Below are 16,058 nucleotides of genomic sequence, written 5' to 3'. Positions count from 1 at the left end.
TGCGTTTGGTGGTAAAGGTTATTCTATTTCCTCAAAATCGATGTATTCGCCCACTTTTTTTGAGGTTTTATATTTTTTAGCGGGTTTCTTGTCGATACTAATATCGTCTATTTCATCCTTTTCGGGGGTATTATAGGAATTAAAAGTACCAAACTGTTCCCTAATACGCGCTTCAGCTTTTTGCGCTACATAGGCAAGGATTTTTGGAGCCAACCACTTTGCCAGTATTTTAAAGAAATAATATACTAATAGTATGATTAATACCGTTGTAATGAAACTTATCATGAACACAATTTTACATCAAAAATACAATTCTAGTAGCGTACTTAATGCGTAAAATCCCTAAAATAATAATAAAATCATGCATAAAGGCAGTCTTGTAACCCCCCATTACACCTTATATCTAGCACTGTGTATGGTGCTTTTTTCTTCCTTTTCCCTTATGTCGCAATACACAGATGTGATCAATTCTAACCGGCCCGGACAAACGGTAAGTGCGTATGCCGTAGGCAAAAATGTATTACAAGCCGAATTTGGCGTATCGTACGAAAAACAAGACCACGATATTTTGCGAACCGACTCCAATATATGGGGATCCGATCTGTCCCTGCGATATGGATTACTTTTTGAAACGTTGGAACTCATTTGGGAGGGCACCTACCAAACTCAAAACATTAGCTTCCTTAATTTTGGAGAATCACAGACCCGAACCGATTTTTCGAGAAATAGATTGGGACTAAAATATTTACTCTACGATCCCTATAAAAATCCGGAACGCAATACGCCCAATTTGTACAGTTGGAGAGCCAATAACAAATTTCAATGGAAAAATTTAATTCCTGCCATTTCGGTGTATGCCGGAGCTACCTTTAATTTGGGAGATAATCCGTTTTTTTCAGGAGACCCTACAGTTTCGCCCCGTATTATGCTGGCCACTCAAAGTCGACTATCACCGCGATTCGTATTGATCTCGAACATTACGTATGACCGTATTTCGAGCGATTTTCCGGAGTGGAGCTATATTATTTCACTTTCGCATGCCTTAAAAAATCCAAAATGGAGTGTTTTTGGAGAAACCCAGATCGTGGATAGTGATCGGTACTCCGATGTGCTTTTTAGAACCGGAACGGCCTATCTTATCTCCAAAAATTTACAGGCCGATATCAACATCGCTGCCAGTTACAAGGACACGCCTACTCGAATTCAGGGCACGGTCGGAATTTCTTATCGCTTAGATATGCACAAAGATGTGCTCATTCCGATAGATGAACAAGAAGGTGGCGAAAATGGCGAAGTTCCGAGGAATGCCATGAAACAACAAGCCAAAAATACGTCGAAACTAGGCGCTTCAAAAAAAGAATTAAAACGACAACGAAAAAAAGATCGAAAAAAAGGAATGGACGAAAATAGCATTATCGAATTTTAATATTTTTGACTCATATTGCCATTTTCACCGCATCAATTTAAACGTAATTTTTTCCATTGTTCTTTTTTGCGCCAATATGCAGATGGCTTTTTCTGTTAATTGTAAAATGCGAGGATACCCGCCTGTAGTTTGTCCATCTTTCATTAATAGTATTAATTTACCCGAAGGCGTATACTGCATTGTACCCGGTAAGGTGGCCGATGTTAGCATAGAGACGGTGTGAGTTCCCAAATTCTCGTTGAGTTGATACGCCATTCTATCGTTCTCTTTGGCTATGCTCCAATTTTCAGAAAATAATTGTGCTAATTGCCTATCTGATAACATTGCATATTCCGGACCAGGATATACCTCTAATACAGGTTCCGCTGTAACGGAATTTAATGCAAACGGCATTTGATTTGGGGGCAAAATACCCTTGTAGGCTTTGAAAGGAATAATGTCATTCTTTTTAAAATGAGATTCCAACGTAATAGGCACGTATAGTGATTTACTACCCAAAACCTCCGGAGATGCAAAACCATCTTTTACGGCAAGATAGGCCCTAAACCCTTTGCGCAGTGCTCCAAAAAGGACGCTGTCGCCTTTAGTCGCCTTATATGCCATATTCGTTGTGATGCTTGTTTCATTTAATTGCATATCAAATTCTGCGCCTGTAACTGCAAAAACCGTAGACTGCTCAAAAATGAGTTCAGGACCGGTCATGGTAATTTCGAGTAAAGCAGCCTGTGCGTCGTTTTGCAGGATACGGTTAGCCCATTTAGCAGAAATAGCGTCCATTACTCCCGAAACAGGGACGCCTTTGTCCCGGTATCCAAAACGACCGGAATCTTGAAGCGTAGTAAAGAATCCGGGTTTTAGTAACTTAAGCATCTATCTTAATTTTTTCCAATTTATAAATACCCACTTCACTTTCAATTTTATGCAAATCGTATTCTGCTCTAGAGATTTGATAAAATTGTACCTTGTCGCCCACGCAAACAAAGCAGGGGTTTTCCGCTGCGGCGTTAAACATAGAAACAGAGCAATTTCCAATAATATGCCATCCGCCCGGAGATTCTTGTGGATAAATCCCTGTTTGCTTTCCTGCCAAACCAACAGCTCCTTTTTGCACTTTAGGCCGGGGTGCAGCCCTTCGCGGTAAAATCAAGGCATCGGGCAAGCCTCCCAAGTACATAAATCCGGGTAAAAACCCGATTCCGTAAATGATATACACATTTGTGGTGTGCAATTCAATAATTTGGTTTACGTCTAATCCTAATTGTTCTGAAACCATAGGCAGGTCTATGCCAAAATCCAAATCATAACAGACCGGCAAGCGCCATAAAAACTTTTGACGCAAGAGCCTAGTTTCCTTTATATTATATAACGTAATTAGTGTATTGCGAATTTCTTTGAATGAACTAATCGCTTGACAATGAATAAGCGTAAGCGAATTATAGGCGGGAATCATTTCCCAGTTTGGAGCCAAAAAACCCCCTTTTTGAAACGCATCCATACTCTGTAATATGTTATCCAAAATAGGTTCTTCTACCCTATTTGGCCATTCTATTATAACGGCATAGGCACCAAAAGGTTTTATGGTTATTGGAAAATTATGCACCTCTAAAGTTTATTTTATATTTTCTTAATTCTTTAGAAAGATACATCAATATTTTTAAAGCGGATGGGGTATCGCCATGAATACAATACGTATCTGCCTCGATTTTTACGTTAGTACCGGCTATGGTTTGCACCTCCTTTTCATTGACCATGCGCACTACATGGGCTAGAACGTTTTCTGGATTGTCTATTAGGGCGTTAGGGACATTTCTTGCTACGAGCCTGAGATTGGCATGATAATTACGATCTGCAAAGGCCTCGCGTTTTATGCGAAATCCATTGCGTAATGCTTCGGTTTCTATCAATGACTTGTAGGGAACGTAAAGATAGGTACTGTCCTTATACACAGCAATAGCATTCAGATAAAGCTGAACCAAGCGATGATCTACCGCCAAGTCATTATACAGGGCACCATGTGCTTTAATATGGAATAACTCCGCTCGTTCTGCGCGCAAAATCACTGTTAAGTTTTCAATTTGTTCTTGAATACTTTTGGTTAGTTCTGCTTCTGAAATCGCCATAGATTTTCGACCAAAATTAGCGGGATCCGGGTATGAGGGATGCGCCCCTATTTTTACGTGATGTTGCTTTGCCAATTGCACCGCATGCTTCATGGTTTCCAAGGTTCCTGCGTGTCCTCCACAGGCAATACTGCACGAGGACACATAAGGCAAGAGATCGGCTTCATTATTCAAACCTTCCCCTACATCACAATTAATATCGATAGACCTATACATTTTACAACAATTGAAATACGGTTAAAATACTTTTTGCGCCCAGCAATACCGCCAACACTACAATGCCATATCCTAAGAAATTCTGTAAGCGGTTATTTTTGTAATGGCCCATCAATCCAGTTCTATTAACGGCCCATATTAGAAAAACAACAGTAACCGGAAGCAAAATACCATTGGCCACTTGCGCCATTTCTATGATTTTAATAGGATGGATATCAAAAGACAAAAACAGAACGCCCATCGCAATTATGCATATCCATACGATTTTAAAGCGCTTTCCCTGCATTCCTTCCTTCCATCCAAAACAGCTGCTGGCCACATAAGCCGCAGCCAACGGTGCCGTAATTGCCGAGGTAATTCCTGCTGAAAATAACCCAATCCCCATAAGTATGGTGGCGTAATCTCCATATAACGGGGCAAGTCCTTTAGCCAAGTCCAGTACCGAAAAAACACCGCTACCTACAATAGGAGCTGCAGTGATTATTATAGCCATAGAGACGAAACCTCCCACCGTTAAGGATGCTAAAGTATCGGTTCTTGCACTTGGCAAATCTGTTTTGTTCTTCCATTTTTCGCTGACTAACGAAGCGTGCAAAAAGAGATTGTAAGGCACTACTGTGGTACCTACCAAGGCAATTACAGTTAAAATACCGTTTTCAGGAATTGTAGGAACAAACAGGCCTTTAAGAATAGCGAGCAGGCTGGGCTTGGTCATAAAAGCGGTAATAATGAAAGAGAGGCTCATTAGTACGACGAGTGTTATCAGCGTTTTTTCCAAAAGCTTGTAATTCCCGAAATACAATAATGCGCATGCCAAAAGCCCTATGGCAAACGGATAGTAGGAGGCCAATGTCGCACCAAAAAGTGCTTCCAAACCAAGTCTTGCCCCGCCAATATTGCCGGCTTCATAAGCAGCATTCCCCAGCACTATTGCTATCAAAATCACCGTACTAATCGTATTTCGCAACCATGGAATATGGACTTCGCTTCGAATAACATCGGCCAAACCTCTTTGCGTTATAATGCCAAGACGGGCTGCCATTTCTTGCAGTATTAGGGTCGCTAACAGCGAAACGAGCATGGCCCAAAGTAGCGTATACCCAAAGCTAATACCGGCCATAGTGCACACGGTAACCGTTCCCGGCCCTATAAAAGCAGCTGCTACCAAAACACCTGGACCTACTTTTTTAAACATTGATTCTCTTTTGCTATGTTTATTTTGCAGCAAACGACCTTGGAGCAAGCTCAAGAGGAATAGAAAGGGATCTTTATAGTAACTTTCCACGCAAGCGTCGGCGCATATACATCTCGATTATCGAGTAAAGATAAAGCGTTAGGTACAAAAACGCCGGCTTCTGATCGTATTAATACTGTGCATAATCTTAATTTAATATGCCGTTCATCTAAAAGTTTGCATTTCATCTAAAATACGCTTCCTAAGGCATGGCTTAAAATACTATTCGTAAAAAAAAGCGGTTATAATTATCCCAAATCTACTAATTGACCTATTTAAATGAATTGTTTCGAATGTAAAAAAGAACTACAGGATAGCCAATACAAAAAATCCATTTCCACATTGGGGGTGGCATTGTGCGATAGGCATACATCGCTTATCCTAAACTTAATGGCTGCCAATAATACCCCCAAAGAAGCAGTGCAACTCTATTTTGGACTCAAAGCGGCCGGAATAAAACCTACGTTAGAATGGTGGGACGGCTCCAAATTTGTGGATCTATCCATTTCAAGAGTAAAGCTCAATATTGAAATTGATACCAACTACCAGCGCATTACGCACCAACAAGCGATAAAGGATTTGGAAAAAGCCATGAATTCTTTTAAAAACGGTTTTACCACCATACGCATTCCTCATGTATTAATTAAATACTACCTCAACGAAACCGTAGATAATATTTTGGGCATTATGGAAGGGTTAAAGGCAAATGTGAAACTTGTGCAGCGGGTGTAAAGACCATCAATGCATGAAGTCGAAGCCCGTACTACTACTGTAATTCCACGAAGAATATAAGATGCCTTAAGCACAAAATAGATTGTAGTCTCATTTTTATTTACAATTATACCCACGCAGCAAAAAGTTGCCATTCTTAACTTTATTTCTACTTCATAATTCGTACCTTAACCAAACCAAAAAACGGGTTATGAATACGATAGATCGAAGAAACTGGCTTAAAACCATAGGGTTATCGGGCTCTTTTGCCTTATTAGGTGGACTGGAAGCAATGGCATTCCATACTCCGGAAAAGTCGAATCCCTTAAATAATCTTGTGCGACTGAGTTCTAATGAAAATCCTTTCGGTCCTTCTAAGAAAGTACGCGATGTAATCCTAAACAGCTTCGATGATGCGTGTAGATATCCCCATGGATATTTGTCTAGTTTAACTGAAATGATTGCTATTAAAGAAGGGGTTTCCCAAGATCATATTGTAATTACTGGGGGCTCCACTGAAGGACTAAGGGCGACAGGGCTCACCTATGCGTTATCTGGAGGCGAAGTCATTGCAGCCGACCCAACTTTTCAAGCCATGCTCACCTATACGGAAACATTTGGTGGCTATGTGCACAGGGTGCCCTTAAACGCTAAAATGGAACACGATCTGGAAGCGATGGCGCATCGCATCAACAATCGCACTAGACTTATCTTTATTTGTAATCCCAATAACCCTACCGGCACCTTACTAGAGCCTAACAAACTAAAAGATTTCTGTGTTTCACACCACCATCAAGCCCTATTATTTAGCGATGAGGCCTACTACGATTATATCACCGAACCCGATTATCCTTCCATGGTTTCCTTGGTAAAGGAAGGAAGGAACATCATTGTATCTAAAACCTTTTCAAAAATTTTCGGTCTTGCGGGCATGCGTATCGGATATCTCATAGCACGACCGGATATTGCAGATCGTCTAAAAAAAAGCGTTATGGCAAACACCAATGTTTTGGGGATTGCTGCGGCAAAAGCAGCATTACACGATACCGATTTTTATAAATTCAGCATCCTGAAAAATACCGAAGCAAAAACTGCGATTTACCAAACCTTAGACCACCTCGGCTTAGAATATATTCCTTCTCACACCAATTTTGTCTTCTTTAAAACGGGTAAACCCATTACGGAACTTGTCGAAAAAATGCGAAAAGAAAACGTACTTATTGGAAGGCCTTTCCCACCTTTAACAGACTGGGCGCGTGTAAGCACCGGCAGATTGCCCGAAGTACAACGTTTTGCCGATGCTTTGAAAAAAGTATTGGGATAACGAAAAATCGGTTTTTAAACAAAAAGTAATTAAGTGCATAAGAATGTACACCAACCATTTTAATATTGAATTAGATCCTCATTGCAAAGCAACTCATTTTTTTAGCATGATTTGTTGTTGAGGCGGAAAAGCAGCCTACGACCATTAGGTATCCGATGACTTAATACGGATTGTAATGATTTGAATGTGCTTTCCTTCTAAATATCTGTTATAGACTTTTATCGTTTAATTCCTAGTTTTTATCGAATCTCAGGGAATTATGTCGAATTTTCCTACCATACACGGAGAAATTAGAAGATCGTGTGCTATGCGGCGTTTATACGTTAAACAATGCCCTATGGATAAGAAAACTACGATAAATTGTATTGTCTATATTTTCTGTGCCTTTTGTCTGTTATGGGCTCTATATGTGATCCTTTCAAAAATTTTGTAAGGCCAAGCCAAAGCAGTTTAAAAACACTCAACTATTTCCAATCTACTATACGGTTCAACATTGCCTATGCTTCACGATCGTGAGCTACTTAAAAATTTTCGACTCTCGTTTGCACTTTCTTTTTTTTTAGGTATCTTGACCGTACAAAATACACTTCTTTAAAATATGAAAAACGGACGACGACACTTTGTACAACAAGCAACCCTTGTAGGCGCCTCAGCCGCCTTACTGCCCAATGGTTTATGGGCTTCTACATTTCAGAAAAAAGAAAAATTAGGCATCGCTTTGGTAGGCCTGGGCTATTACAGTACGGATTTGTTAGCACCGGCATTGCAATTAACCAAAAATTGTGAATTAAGAGGTATTGTTACCGGCAGTCCTGAAAAAATTCCGGTATGGCAGAAAAATTACGGCATAAAAGACAAGAATGTGTATTCGTATTCTAATTTTGATACAATTGCTAATAATCCGGATATTGATGTGGTCTATGTAGTGCTACCTCCCTCCATGCATGCAGAATATACCATTAGAGCTGCCAAGGCTGGAAAACACGTGTGGTGCGAAAAGCCAATGGCGCCATCCGTAGCAGATTGTGAAGCAATGATTAAGGCCTGCGCAGATAACAAGGTAAAATTAGCTATAGGGTATCGCTGTCAACACGATCCCAACATTAAGGCGTATATGAACGTTGCCAAAGAAAGGCCATTCGGGAAAGTAAAAATGATTACCTCTGCCGCAGGTTATTTTGATGGCCGAACTACCCATTGGAAGCAAAACAAAGCTCTTGGTGGCGGTGTTATGGGCGATATGGGCGTGTATGCATTGCAAGGAGCGCGTTTGGCTTCCGGAGAGGAACCCATTTCTGTTATAGCTCAGGCATCAACTACACGTCCAGAAATATACCATGAAGTAGAAGAAACCATGATGTTTCAATTAGAATTTCCAAGTGGTGCACGAGCCGCCTGTCAAACCAGTTTTGGGATTAATATGAACCATTTACAAGTAAACTACGAAAAGGGCTGGCTAAAAATGGAACCACATTCTTCGTACAGCGGCAATAAGGGTAGTATGTCTGATGGTACCATCATTAATTTTCCTTTGGAAAATCAGCAAGCCAATCAAATGGATGCAGACGCTCTAGCGATTTTAACCAATGCTCCTTTGGTAGTGCCCGGCGAGGAAGGTCTTCGGGACATAAGGGTTGTTGAGGCCATTTATACCTCGGCAGCACAGAACTGTGTCGTAAAACTTTAAGAACTGCGAACTAACAGTGTTGGGCAGGGTTATTCCTGATTGGGAATATTATAAGCTATGCGGATAAACACCTATTTTGATTCCCATTCTTAAGCGTATTTAAATTGGTTTAAAGACTTATCTATTAGCAAAATACGGAATTTAACGAATCTTTTAAATCCTTCAAACGGATTCTTAAATTAGTGTGTAAGCACTAAAATTTCTAAAATAAATAGGTTGTTTATTTTTAGCATTAGATGATGCATACAGGGTTAAAACTTTGGGTTCAATTTTGTATTTTGCCGAATATTCTGTCAAATGTTGTTGTACTGAAGAAATAGGAAGACTATTTTCTAATTGAATGGTTTCTCATACAATCAATTATTAAATTATGCGTATCAAGATGCAATTAAAACGAAAACAAATGAAAATAAAATCGATTCTTACCGTAATTACCTTAGTAATATGTAGCCATACACTTGTAAGTCAATTTACACAAACGGCCAGTGTAGAAGGTATTACAGAATATCACATGGACAATGGGCTAAAAGTGCTTTTATTTCCGGATAACTCGGCACAAACCATCACCGTAAACATTACCTATCTGGTAGGTTCTAGGCATGAAGGTTACGGAGAAAAAGGAATGGCACACTTGCTGGAACACATGATTTTTAAAGGTACGCCCAATCATCCGGATATCCCAAAAGAACTTAGTACACGAGGCGCAAGACCTAACGGCACTACATGGTACGACCGCACTAACTATTTTGAAACCTTTAATGCCACGGTTGATAATTTGGATTGGGCTTTGGATTTGGAAGCCGACAGAATGGTGAATTCTTACATTGCCAAGGAAGATTTAGAATCTGAGTTTAGCGTTGTTCGGAACGAGTTTGAATCCGGTGAAAATAGTCCTTCCAGAGTACTGATGCAGAAAGTCATTGATGCAGCTTATTTATGGCATAATTACGGTAATACTACCATTGGCAACAAATCTGATATTGAGCGTGTTCCTATCGAAAACTTAAAGGCGTTTTACAAAAAATTCTACAGACCGGATAATGCCGTCTTAATGGTAACAGGCAAATTTGATACAGAAGAAACACTAGCCTTACTACATAGCAAATTTGGAAAGATAGCAAGACCTAATACCCCTATTAGAGATTCTTACACCGAAGAACCGGCACAAGATGGAGAAAAATTGGTCACCGTAAGTCGCGTAGGAGATTTACAATTGGTTTCGGCTTTATATCATACGCCCGCCGGTTCTCACGCCGATTATGCTGCAGTAGCTATCCTAGAAGAAGTGCTCACCGCAGAACCATCAGGAAGATTGTACAAGGCTGTAGTTGAAACACAAAAAGCATCATCCCTTTGGTCGTCATTACCTTTTACAAAAGAGCCCGGATTTTTATACATCAATGTGAATGTGCCTTCAGAAAAAAATGCCTTAGAGGTAGAAACGATTTTAAAACAAGTTCTAGATCATTTAAAATTAGAACCCATTACGCAAGAAGAAGTAGATAGAGCAAAAGCCAATTTGTTAAAGCAAATCGATGTATTAACGCGAGACTCTGAAAGTCTGGGGAGGTATATGAGCGAATATATAGGTGCTGGCGATTGGCGCCTAGGATTTATACACCGTGACCGTATTGAAAATAGTACGTTGGAGGACATAAATGATGTTGCCTTAAAGTACTTTATTCCAACCAATAGAACCATAGGTCGTTTTGTGCCCACAAAGACCCCGGAAAGAATTGAAATTCCGCATACTAAAAACCTTGATTCCTTGGTGCAAAATTATCAAGGTAGAGAAAGTCTGGGAATGGGGGAAGCATTTGACGTGGCTTACGATCATATTGAACAACGGCTAGAAAGGGGCACTTTGCAAAATGGGGTTCATTACGGTTTTATACAAAAAAACAATCGAGGCAATACAGTAACCCTTAGTTTTAGCATCCGTAATGGGGATGAAAAATCCTTATCTAATAAGGGAGTTATTCCATCATTTACTGCCGATTTATTAAATAAGGGAACAACAAGCAGAACCAGACAACAAATAGAGGATGAACTAAGTAAACTAAAATCGACCTTAAATTTTAGTGCTAGAAACGGTAACGTTTATGCCAATATAGCTTCTACGGAAGAAAACCTACTGCCAACACTACAGCTTATGGCCGATATCTTAAAAAACCCTGCGTTTGATGCAGGCGAACTGGAAAAACTAAAAACGGAAGCGCTGGCAACTATTGAAGCCAACAAAACGGAGCCCCAGTTCTTAGCGCAAACCCGATTTGGAGAAATCAATAATGCCTACCCTAAGGGACATCCGCTGTACAGAATGACTATTGAAGAACGCATTGATGCCATTAAAAAAGTAACATTAACCGATGTATCCTCATTTTATAACGATTTTTATGGATTAGGTAAGTCCATTTTAGTAGGTATAGGCAACCTAAAGTCGGACGAAATAAAGGCCTTTATAGAAACCGAGTTTGCGCAATTTAACAGTAAAACACCCTATGCTAAAATTTCTGCGCCTCACACGCCCTCAAAGGCTGTGAATGAGAATATTGTAACACCGGATAAGAAGAACGCCATGACTTTTGGCGGACTATACCTAAAACTAAGTGAATATAGCTATGATTATGTGGCAGTACAGGTAGCTGCTACCATATTGGGAGGCGGATTTTTAAATTCCCGATTCGCAGATAGGCTACGCCAGAAAGATGGTGTGAGTTATGGTGCCGGAGCGGGATTTCAGGCCGATTCTGATAAAGATGACGAAAATTCGCAATTATATCTCTATGCTATTTATGCTCCGGAAAATTATGACAAAGTACAATTAGGCTTTAAAGAGGAACTGGCTCGTTTTATTAAGGATGGAATTACTCAGGAAGAACTAGACAATGCTGTTAATGGGTGGATTCAGGAAGAGACGGTATCTCGAGCACAAGACAATGAACTGTCGAGCCTTATCAACAATAACATTTTCTACAACAGAACCATGGATTTTCAAAAATCGATAGAAGAAAAACTACGCAAACTCACCGTGGAAGATGTAAATAAGGTGATAGTAAAGTACATTAAGCCCTTTGAAAAATGGACGGTCGTAAATGCAGGGGATTTTAAAAAGTAAAATCACTACACGTGTAATAAAAAATTTCTTGAAACTGACTATCCCCGAGGCAAGCCATAGGGGTATTTCGCCAGTTTCATTTTGGCCTTTGGGCCAAAAACCGAAATTTTGTATTTTACCTCACCCGGAACTGCAAAAAGGCAGTTCCGACCTCTCCAAAGGAGAGGTAAATAGGAAACCCCGACCTTCGGGTCGGGGAATCTTTAGATTAAATGGGGTTTACCTGAACGGTGAAAACCCCATTTTTTATGGCCATTTTAGTTCTTCCAATCTACAACACCGCCTTTGGCAGAATCTACCGTAAGGGAATAATTACCGCTTCCAGAAACGATCCATCGCACTTTAACGGTACCCATACCCGGAATATTAGGTACGGCGATTTTTTCGGGCGAATTCCTTTGTTCTTTAACGATATTAAAATCCGCATTTTCCACGATCATTCCCGCTAATACTTTCGCCCCTTTAATGGTAATGTAATCCGGACGTTCTATGTTGTATTTTAAATCTTGACCGGAGTGTGTAGGCATAAGACGTTCGTTATAAATGGTTGCCGTTAGTGCCGTTAGCCCATTACCAAGAGCTTCTTCTTGAACATCTAAGACACTTAATTTAGGGGTGTGATATCCATGATACAGAGTAAACGCCATATTTCTATGTGCATCTTGCTCTAACAAAAACCCGGGGTGTGCCCTACTGAAATTCTTTTTAAATCCACCAACTTCAATAGCACCAAATTGGGGATGCTGGTAGGTTTCCCAAGGAACAAAAGCGTCCCCAAAGGTAAGGTATTTATCTACTTTTAATTCTTCTTCTTGGTTGGCTCTCACCTCATTTTTATGATAGTATAGATACGAGACCATTAACTCATTCGTGTAGGTGTAAATTCCTCTACCTCCATAAAACCAATCCAATTCTCCTCCAAATACAGAATATAAATCTTTGTATACTACTAAATAACGATAACCGGGAATCATTTCTTCTCCCTTTTTGGCTATGGCATCATAAATTTTTACATCGATGTACATAGCGGGCTTCCGATTGGGATTACCTGTGCCAAAATCGGAAATGGTAAGCGACCAGATTTCCCTACCTTCAACGGATTTTCCAATACTTTGAAGTTTTGCGAGCTGAGGATGCGCTTTAGCAATTTTCTGCATAATATCTACGAGTCCATCATAAGTATAATAACGATTCCAGCTCACTTCTACTTTAGGTTGATGTGGTGTACCTATGGCTCGAAAAAACTTTTCTTGCGCCTGCGATAGAGAAATGGTTAGCAAGCAAACCACAGTACTAAAGGAAACAAAAGACTTCATCATTATTATAATTTTACGTTTAGTGTGGCAATACCACAGTGCGATGCACCTGCTTTTATAACTACATTTCCGGTACCTTGAACAATCCATGAAACCTTTTTTGTTTCAAAAGCACCTAATTTATCTATCAAATTCAAGGTGTTGCCCGCCAATACTTCTTTTTTATCTTTGGTAATGTCGATGCGAATTTTACGAAGCCACCGCGATTTTTCACCCAATTCTGAATGCGTTGGCAAGGGGGAATTATTAAAGAGATCTGCTGTAATTCTATGTAATCTGTTGCCCAATTTTTCTACTTTTACATTGTGAAATTCCAGTTTAGGCTGAATTTCAGCCAATTTTACAATAAAATTAGTGTGCTGAATGGCAATACTGTCTACCTGCCTAAAGGGTGCATTATGCAATACAAATGGTTTTATTCCGCCAACTTCTACCTTTAGATTCGGGAAATCCGGATGCGATACTTCTGTCCATGGTACAAACACATTATTGAGGCCATGCGGTGCTGCCCATGCCAAAAAATTAGATTCTTTGGTTATTACTGGTTTATCTTTGTCTTCTTCCTTTTTTGAATCTTTCTTTTCTTGTTTCGCTTCTTCCTCATTTTTATCCTTTTCTTTATCCGACTTTACTTCTGGCACCCACCATCCCGGCGTACTAAAACTTAATCTTCCGAAATGAAAATAGGCCCACTGATAAAAATCACCAGGCGTACCCTGATTGTCTTGCAGAAAAGCGTTCTGCGAAATGGTACTATTATAAAGTTCAGAAAGCATTTTATTTAAGTCTACATCTTTTTCTAGCATTGAACTAATCACTCTTTTTTTAGCCCCTTTCTCATCATATTTTAAAGGAGTAGAAAGATTATTAGCCGGACTAAACGTAACAAATGCAAAAATATTCCACTGTTGAAAAAGGTAATCTATAAGTGCCCTAGTTTCCTTTTGCGACACCGGATAATCTCCGGCTAAAGGCTGAAACACCGGAAATTGATAGGTAAAGTTTTTGTTAAAAGCGATGCCCTCGGTACCATCTTCATTAAACTTCCCGTCCTTGTCATTATCTATTCCTTCGGAGTACAACAAATAATTTCCGGATTCGCCTTTCGATCGGTCGGCTTTAACCAAAACCCTTGGATCAGTTGGATGTAGTTTGTAATCGCCTAACGGACTTTCTACCCGCATATTGGTAATCCAACCATCGTTATTTAAATCTTCATACGGATCTTCATCTGCCATGCCATCCCTATCATGATCAACTTTTACCGCATTTCCTCTTCGCTCATATTGTAAGGAAGTATGGTACTGACCATAAGCATCGGGAGACATATTAGGAAATATGTAAAAGGTAGTAGTCTCTAAAATTTTTGAATGATTCGCCACCAATCGTTCTGCAAACTGAAGCGCCAATTCTACACCAAGCACATGAAAGCCCTCTGTACCTCCTACAACTGCAATTCCTGGTTTGTTATCTAAATCTCCTATGCCTATCTTAAGTACCCAGATATCATTCCCCCCTTCCGTTTTTACTAAAGATGATAGGGTAGCATCGGAATTTGCATTTATTTTTTGAAGCCGTTGGGCAATTTGCGGGATGGTGGGGTAATTTGTTTGAGACCAAATTGGGACGGAAAATATCCATATCCCAAAAAGGTAAATTAATTTTTGGTGCATTGTAGCGAGTTAAAGATTAACAAATCGAAAATACTCAAATTGAAACGACTTTTAAAAAATTTAACACCAATTCCTTTTAATGTTATATTAACGCACAAAAATCTTCATCAATTTATTTTGTGTTTTTTTCACTTAGCCTACAAATGGAGTTTTTGCTATGCATTATATAGGCCTATACCTAACTTCCAAAAATGTACTCTAGTTAATTTAAAGCCTATTGCTTAATTTTATAAAAAAACGGAATGAACCGAAAGTCTTTTCTTCAACTAAGCGCGCTTGGCCTGTTAGCTCCCGCACTATTTTCAAAGCCGACAACAGCACCCCAAAGAAAATTATGTTTCAATACGTTGGCCTGTCCGGATTGGAGTTTACCGGAAATTTTTGAAAATGCCCAGAAAATGGGGTATCAAGCTGTTGAATTTAGAGGGATATTAAACGAAGTAGATTTGCTTCAAAGTCCCTATTTTCAAAAGAGTCAACGGCACAAGATCAAAGAAATGGCTGCAAATTTTGATGTAAACATCCTCAATTTAAATTCATCTGCGGTACTCCATGAGTATGAACCATCGAAAAAAAACCTCAATTTAGATACTGCGAAACGCTATATTGATATGGCTCAGGAACTCGATTGCCCTTATATCCGTGTTTTTCCCAACTATTTTCCGAAAGAAAAAACCAAAGCGTTTGCCTTAGCTACCATACAAGAAAATCTGGCTATCCTTGCTGATTATTGTAGCGGTTCTAGAGTAAAAGTTTTGTTAGATACACATAGTGACTTGGTATGGGCAACCGATATTAGCTTTGTAATGCAAGGTATGAGCAATGAACACACCGGTATTATCTGGGACTTTTTTAATATGCATCTACAAACGGGAGAAAGCCCCGAAAAAATGTATCATACCTTAAAAGATTACATCAGTTTAGTACAACTTAAAGACGGTTATTTTAAAAATGACGCAGCTACAAAATATACGCTAACCGGTAACGGCGAAGTGCCTATTGCAGAAATTTTAGCACTTTTAGACCGTACCCATTATAATGGGTATCTTAGTTTTGAATGGGAAAAACGATGGCATCCCGAATTGGCCGAGCCTGAAATCGCTTTACCACACTTTAAAAGAATAGTTTCTATGTACTAGGCCAACCAAATGAAACAATTGACTTAGGCACTTTGTTATTAGATATAAAGTCATTAAATTAGAGCAAATAATATCTTATACTATGGAGCATAGA

General features: G+C 39.5%; 13 protein-coding genes. 6 read left to right on the top strand and 7 right to left on the bottom strand.

What is annotated here, in order from left to right:
- Positions 1 to 18 precede the first annotated feature (18 nt).
- Entirely contained in the window at positions 19 to 285 is a 267-nt protein-coding gene (locus U1E44_RS15260) for a DUF4834 family protein (RefSeq protein ID WP_322931975.1), read from the bottom strand.
- A gap of 76 nt (positions 286 to 361) precedes the next feature.
- Between U1E44_RS15260 and U1E44_RS15255 the strand changes: the two genes are divergently transcribed.
- Positions 362 to 1,426 carry a transporter gene (locus U1E44_RS15255; RefSeq protein ID WP_322931974.1) on the top strand — a complete coding sequence of 355 codons (1,065 nt, stop codon included), beginning with the start codon at positions 362 to 364 and terminating at the stop codon, positions 1,424 to 1,426.
- Positions 1,427 to 1,450: 24 nt separating this feature from the next.
- On the opposite strand, the gene U1E44_RS15250 is transcribed toward U1E44_RS15255, so the two are convergent.
- From U1E44_RS15250 to U1E44_RS15235, 4 genes are read right to left on the bottom strand one after another with little or no spacing between them, the layout of a single operon-like run.
- A complete protein-coding gene (locus U1E44_RS15250) occupies positions 1,451 to 2,296 on the bottom strand; it encodes a 5-oxoprolinase subunit C family protein (RefSeq protein ID WP_322931973.1) in 846 nt (281 codons plus the stop codon).
- A complete protein-coding gene (gene pxpB, locus U1E44_RS15245; protein WP_322931972.1) occupies positions 2,289 to 3,026 on the bottom strand; it encodes a 5-oxoprolinase subunit PxpB in 738 nt (245 codons plus the stop codon). The genes U1E44_RS15250 and pxpB overlap by 8 nt, the downstream gene beginning before the upstream one ends.
- Positions 3,019 to 3,762 carry a 5-oxoprolinase subunit PxpA gene (pxpA, locus tag U1E44_RS15240; protein WP_322931971.1) on the bottom strand — a complete coding sequence of 248 codons (744 nt, stop codon included), beginning with the start codon at positions 3,760 to 3,762 and terminating at the stop codon, positions 3,019 to 3,021. Before pxpA ends, pxpB begins: the two co-directional genes overlap by 8 nt.
- Position 3,763: 1 nt before the next feature.
- Positions 3,764 to 4,957, bottom strand: a complete 1,194-nt coding sequence (locus U1E44_RS15235) for an Nramp family divalent metal transporter (RefSeq protein WP_322931970.1) — start codon at positions 4,955 to 4,957, stop codon at positions 3,764 to 3,766.
- 318 nt (positions 4,958 to 5,275) lie between these two features.
- On the opposite strand from U1E44_RS15235, the gene U1E44_RS15230 reads away from it, so the two are divergent.
- From U1E44_RS15230 to U1E44_RS15215, 4 genes are all read left to right on the top strand, one after another.
- The gene (locus tag U1E44_RS15230) at positions 5,276 to 5,728 is read left to right on the top strand and encodes a hypothetical protein (protein WP_322931969.1); all 453 of its coding nucleotides are present in this window, start codon (positions 5,276 to 5,278) and stop codon (positions 5,726 to 5,728) included.
- Positions 5,729 to 5,918: 190 nt separating this feature from the next.
- The gene (locus U1E44_RS15225) at positions 5,919 to 7,031 is read left to right on the top strand and encodes a pyridoxal phosphate-dependent aminotransferase (RefSeq protein WP_322931968.1); all 1,113 of its coding nucleotides are present in this window, start codon (positions 5,919 to 5,921) and stop codon (positions 7,029 to 7,031) included.
- 598 nt (positions 7,032 to 7,629) lie between these two features.
- A complete protein-coding gene (locus tag U1E44_RS15220) occupies positions 7,630 to 8,718 on the top strand; it encodes a Gfo/Idh/MocA family protein (RefSeq protein WP_322931967.1) in 1,089 nt (362 codons plus the stop codon).
- 403 nt (positions 8,719 to 9,121) lie between these two features.
- Complete coding sequence (locus U1E44_RS15215) at positions 9,122 to 11,836, top strand: M16 family metallopeptidase (RefSeq protein WP_322931966.1); 2,715 nt, start codon at positions 9,122 to 9,124, stop codon at positions 11,834 to 11,836.
- Between the two features lie 257 nt (positions 11,837 to 12,093).
- Here the strand turns inward: U1E44_RS15215 and U1E44_RS15210 are convergent, their stop codons facing one another.
- A complete protein-coding gene (locus U1E44_RS15210) occupies positions 12,094 to 13,155 on the bottom strand; it encodes a M14 family zinc carboxypeptidase (protein ID WP_322931965.1) in 1,062 nt (353 codons plus the stop codon).
- Between the two features lie 2 nt (positions 13,156 to 13,157).
- The gene (locus U1E44_RS15205; RefSeq protein WP_322931964.1) at positions 13,158 to 14,825 is read right to left on the bottom strand and encodes a M14 family metallopeptidase; all 1,668 of its coding nucleotides are present in this window, start codon (positions 14,823 to 14,825) and stop codon (positions 13,158 to 13,160) included.
- A 242-nt stretch (positions 14,826 to 15,067) separates the two neighbouring features.
- Here U1E44_RS15205 and U1E44_RS15200 point away from each other — a divergent pair, with 242 nt between their 5' ends.
- A complete protein-coding gene (locus U1E44_RS15200; RefSeq protein ID WP_322931963.1) occupies positions 15,068 to 15,964 on the top strand; it encodes a sugar phosphate isomerase/epimerase family protein in 897 nt (298 codons plus the stop codon).
- Positions 15,965 to 16,058: the final 94 nt, after the last annotated feature.

The organism is Aurantibrevibacter litoralis, assembly GCF_034651555.1.
Taxonomy (GTDB): Bacteria; Bacteroidota; Bacteroidia; order Flavobacteriales; family Flavobacteriaceae; genus Aurantibrevibacter; species Aurantibrevibacter litoralis.
Note: the sequence above shows the minus strand (reverse complement) of the source record. Positions and strands in the feature narration are given on the sequence as shown.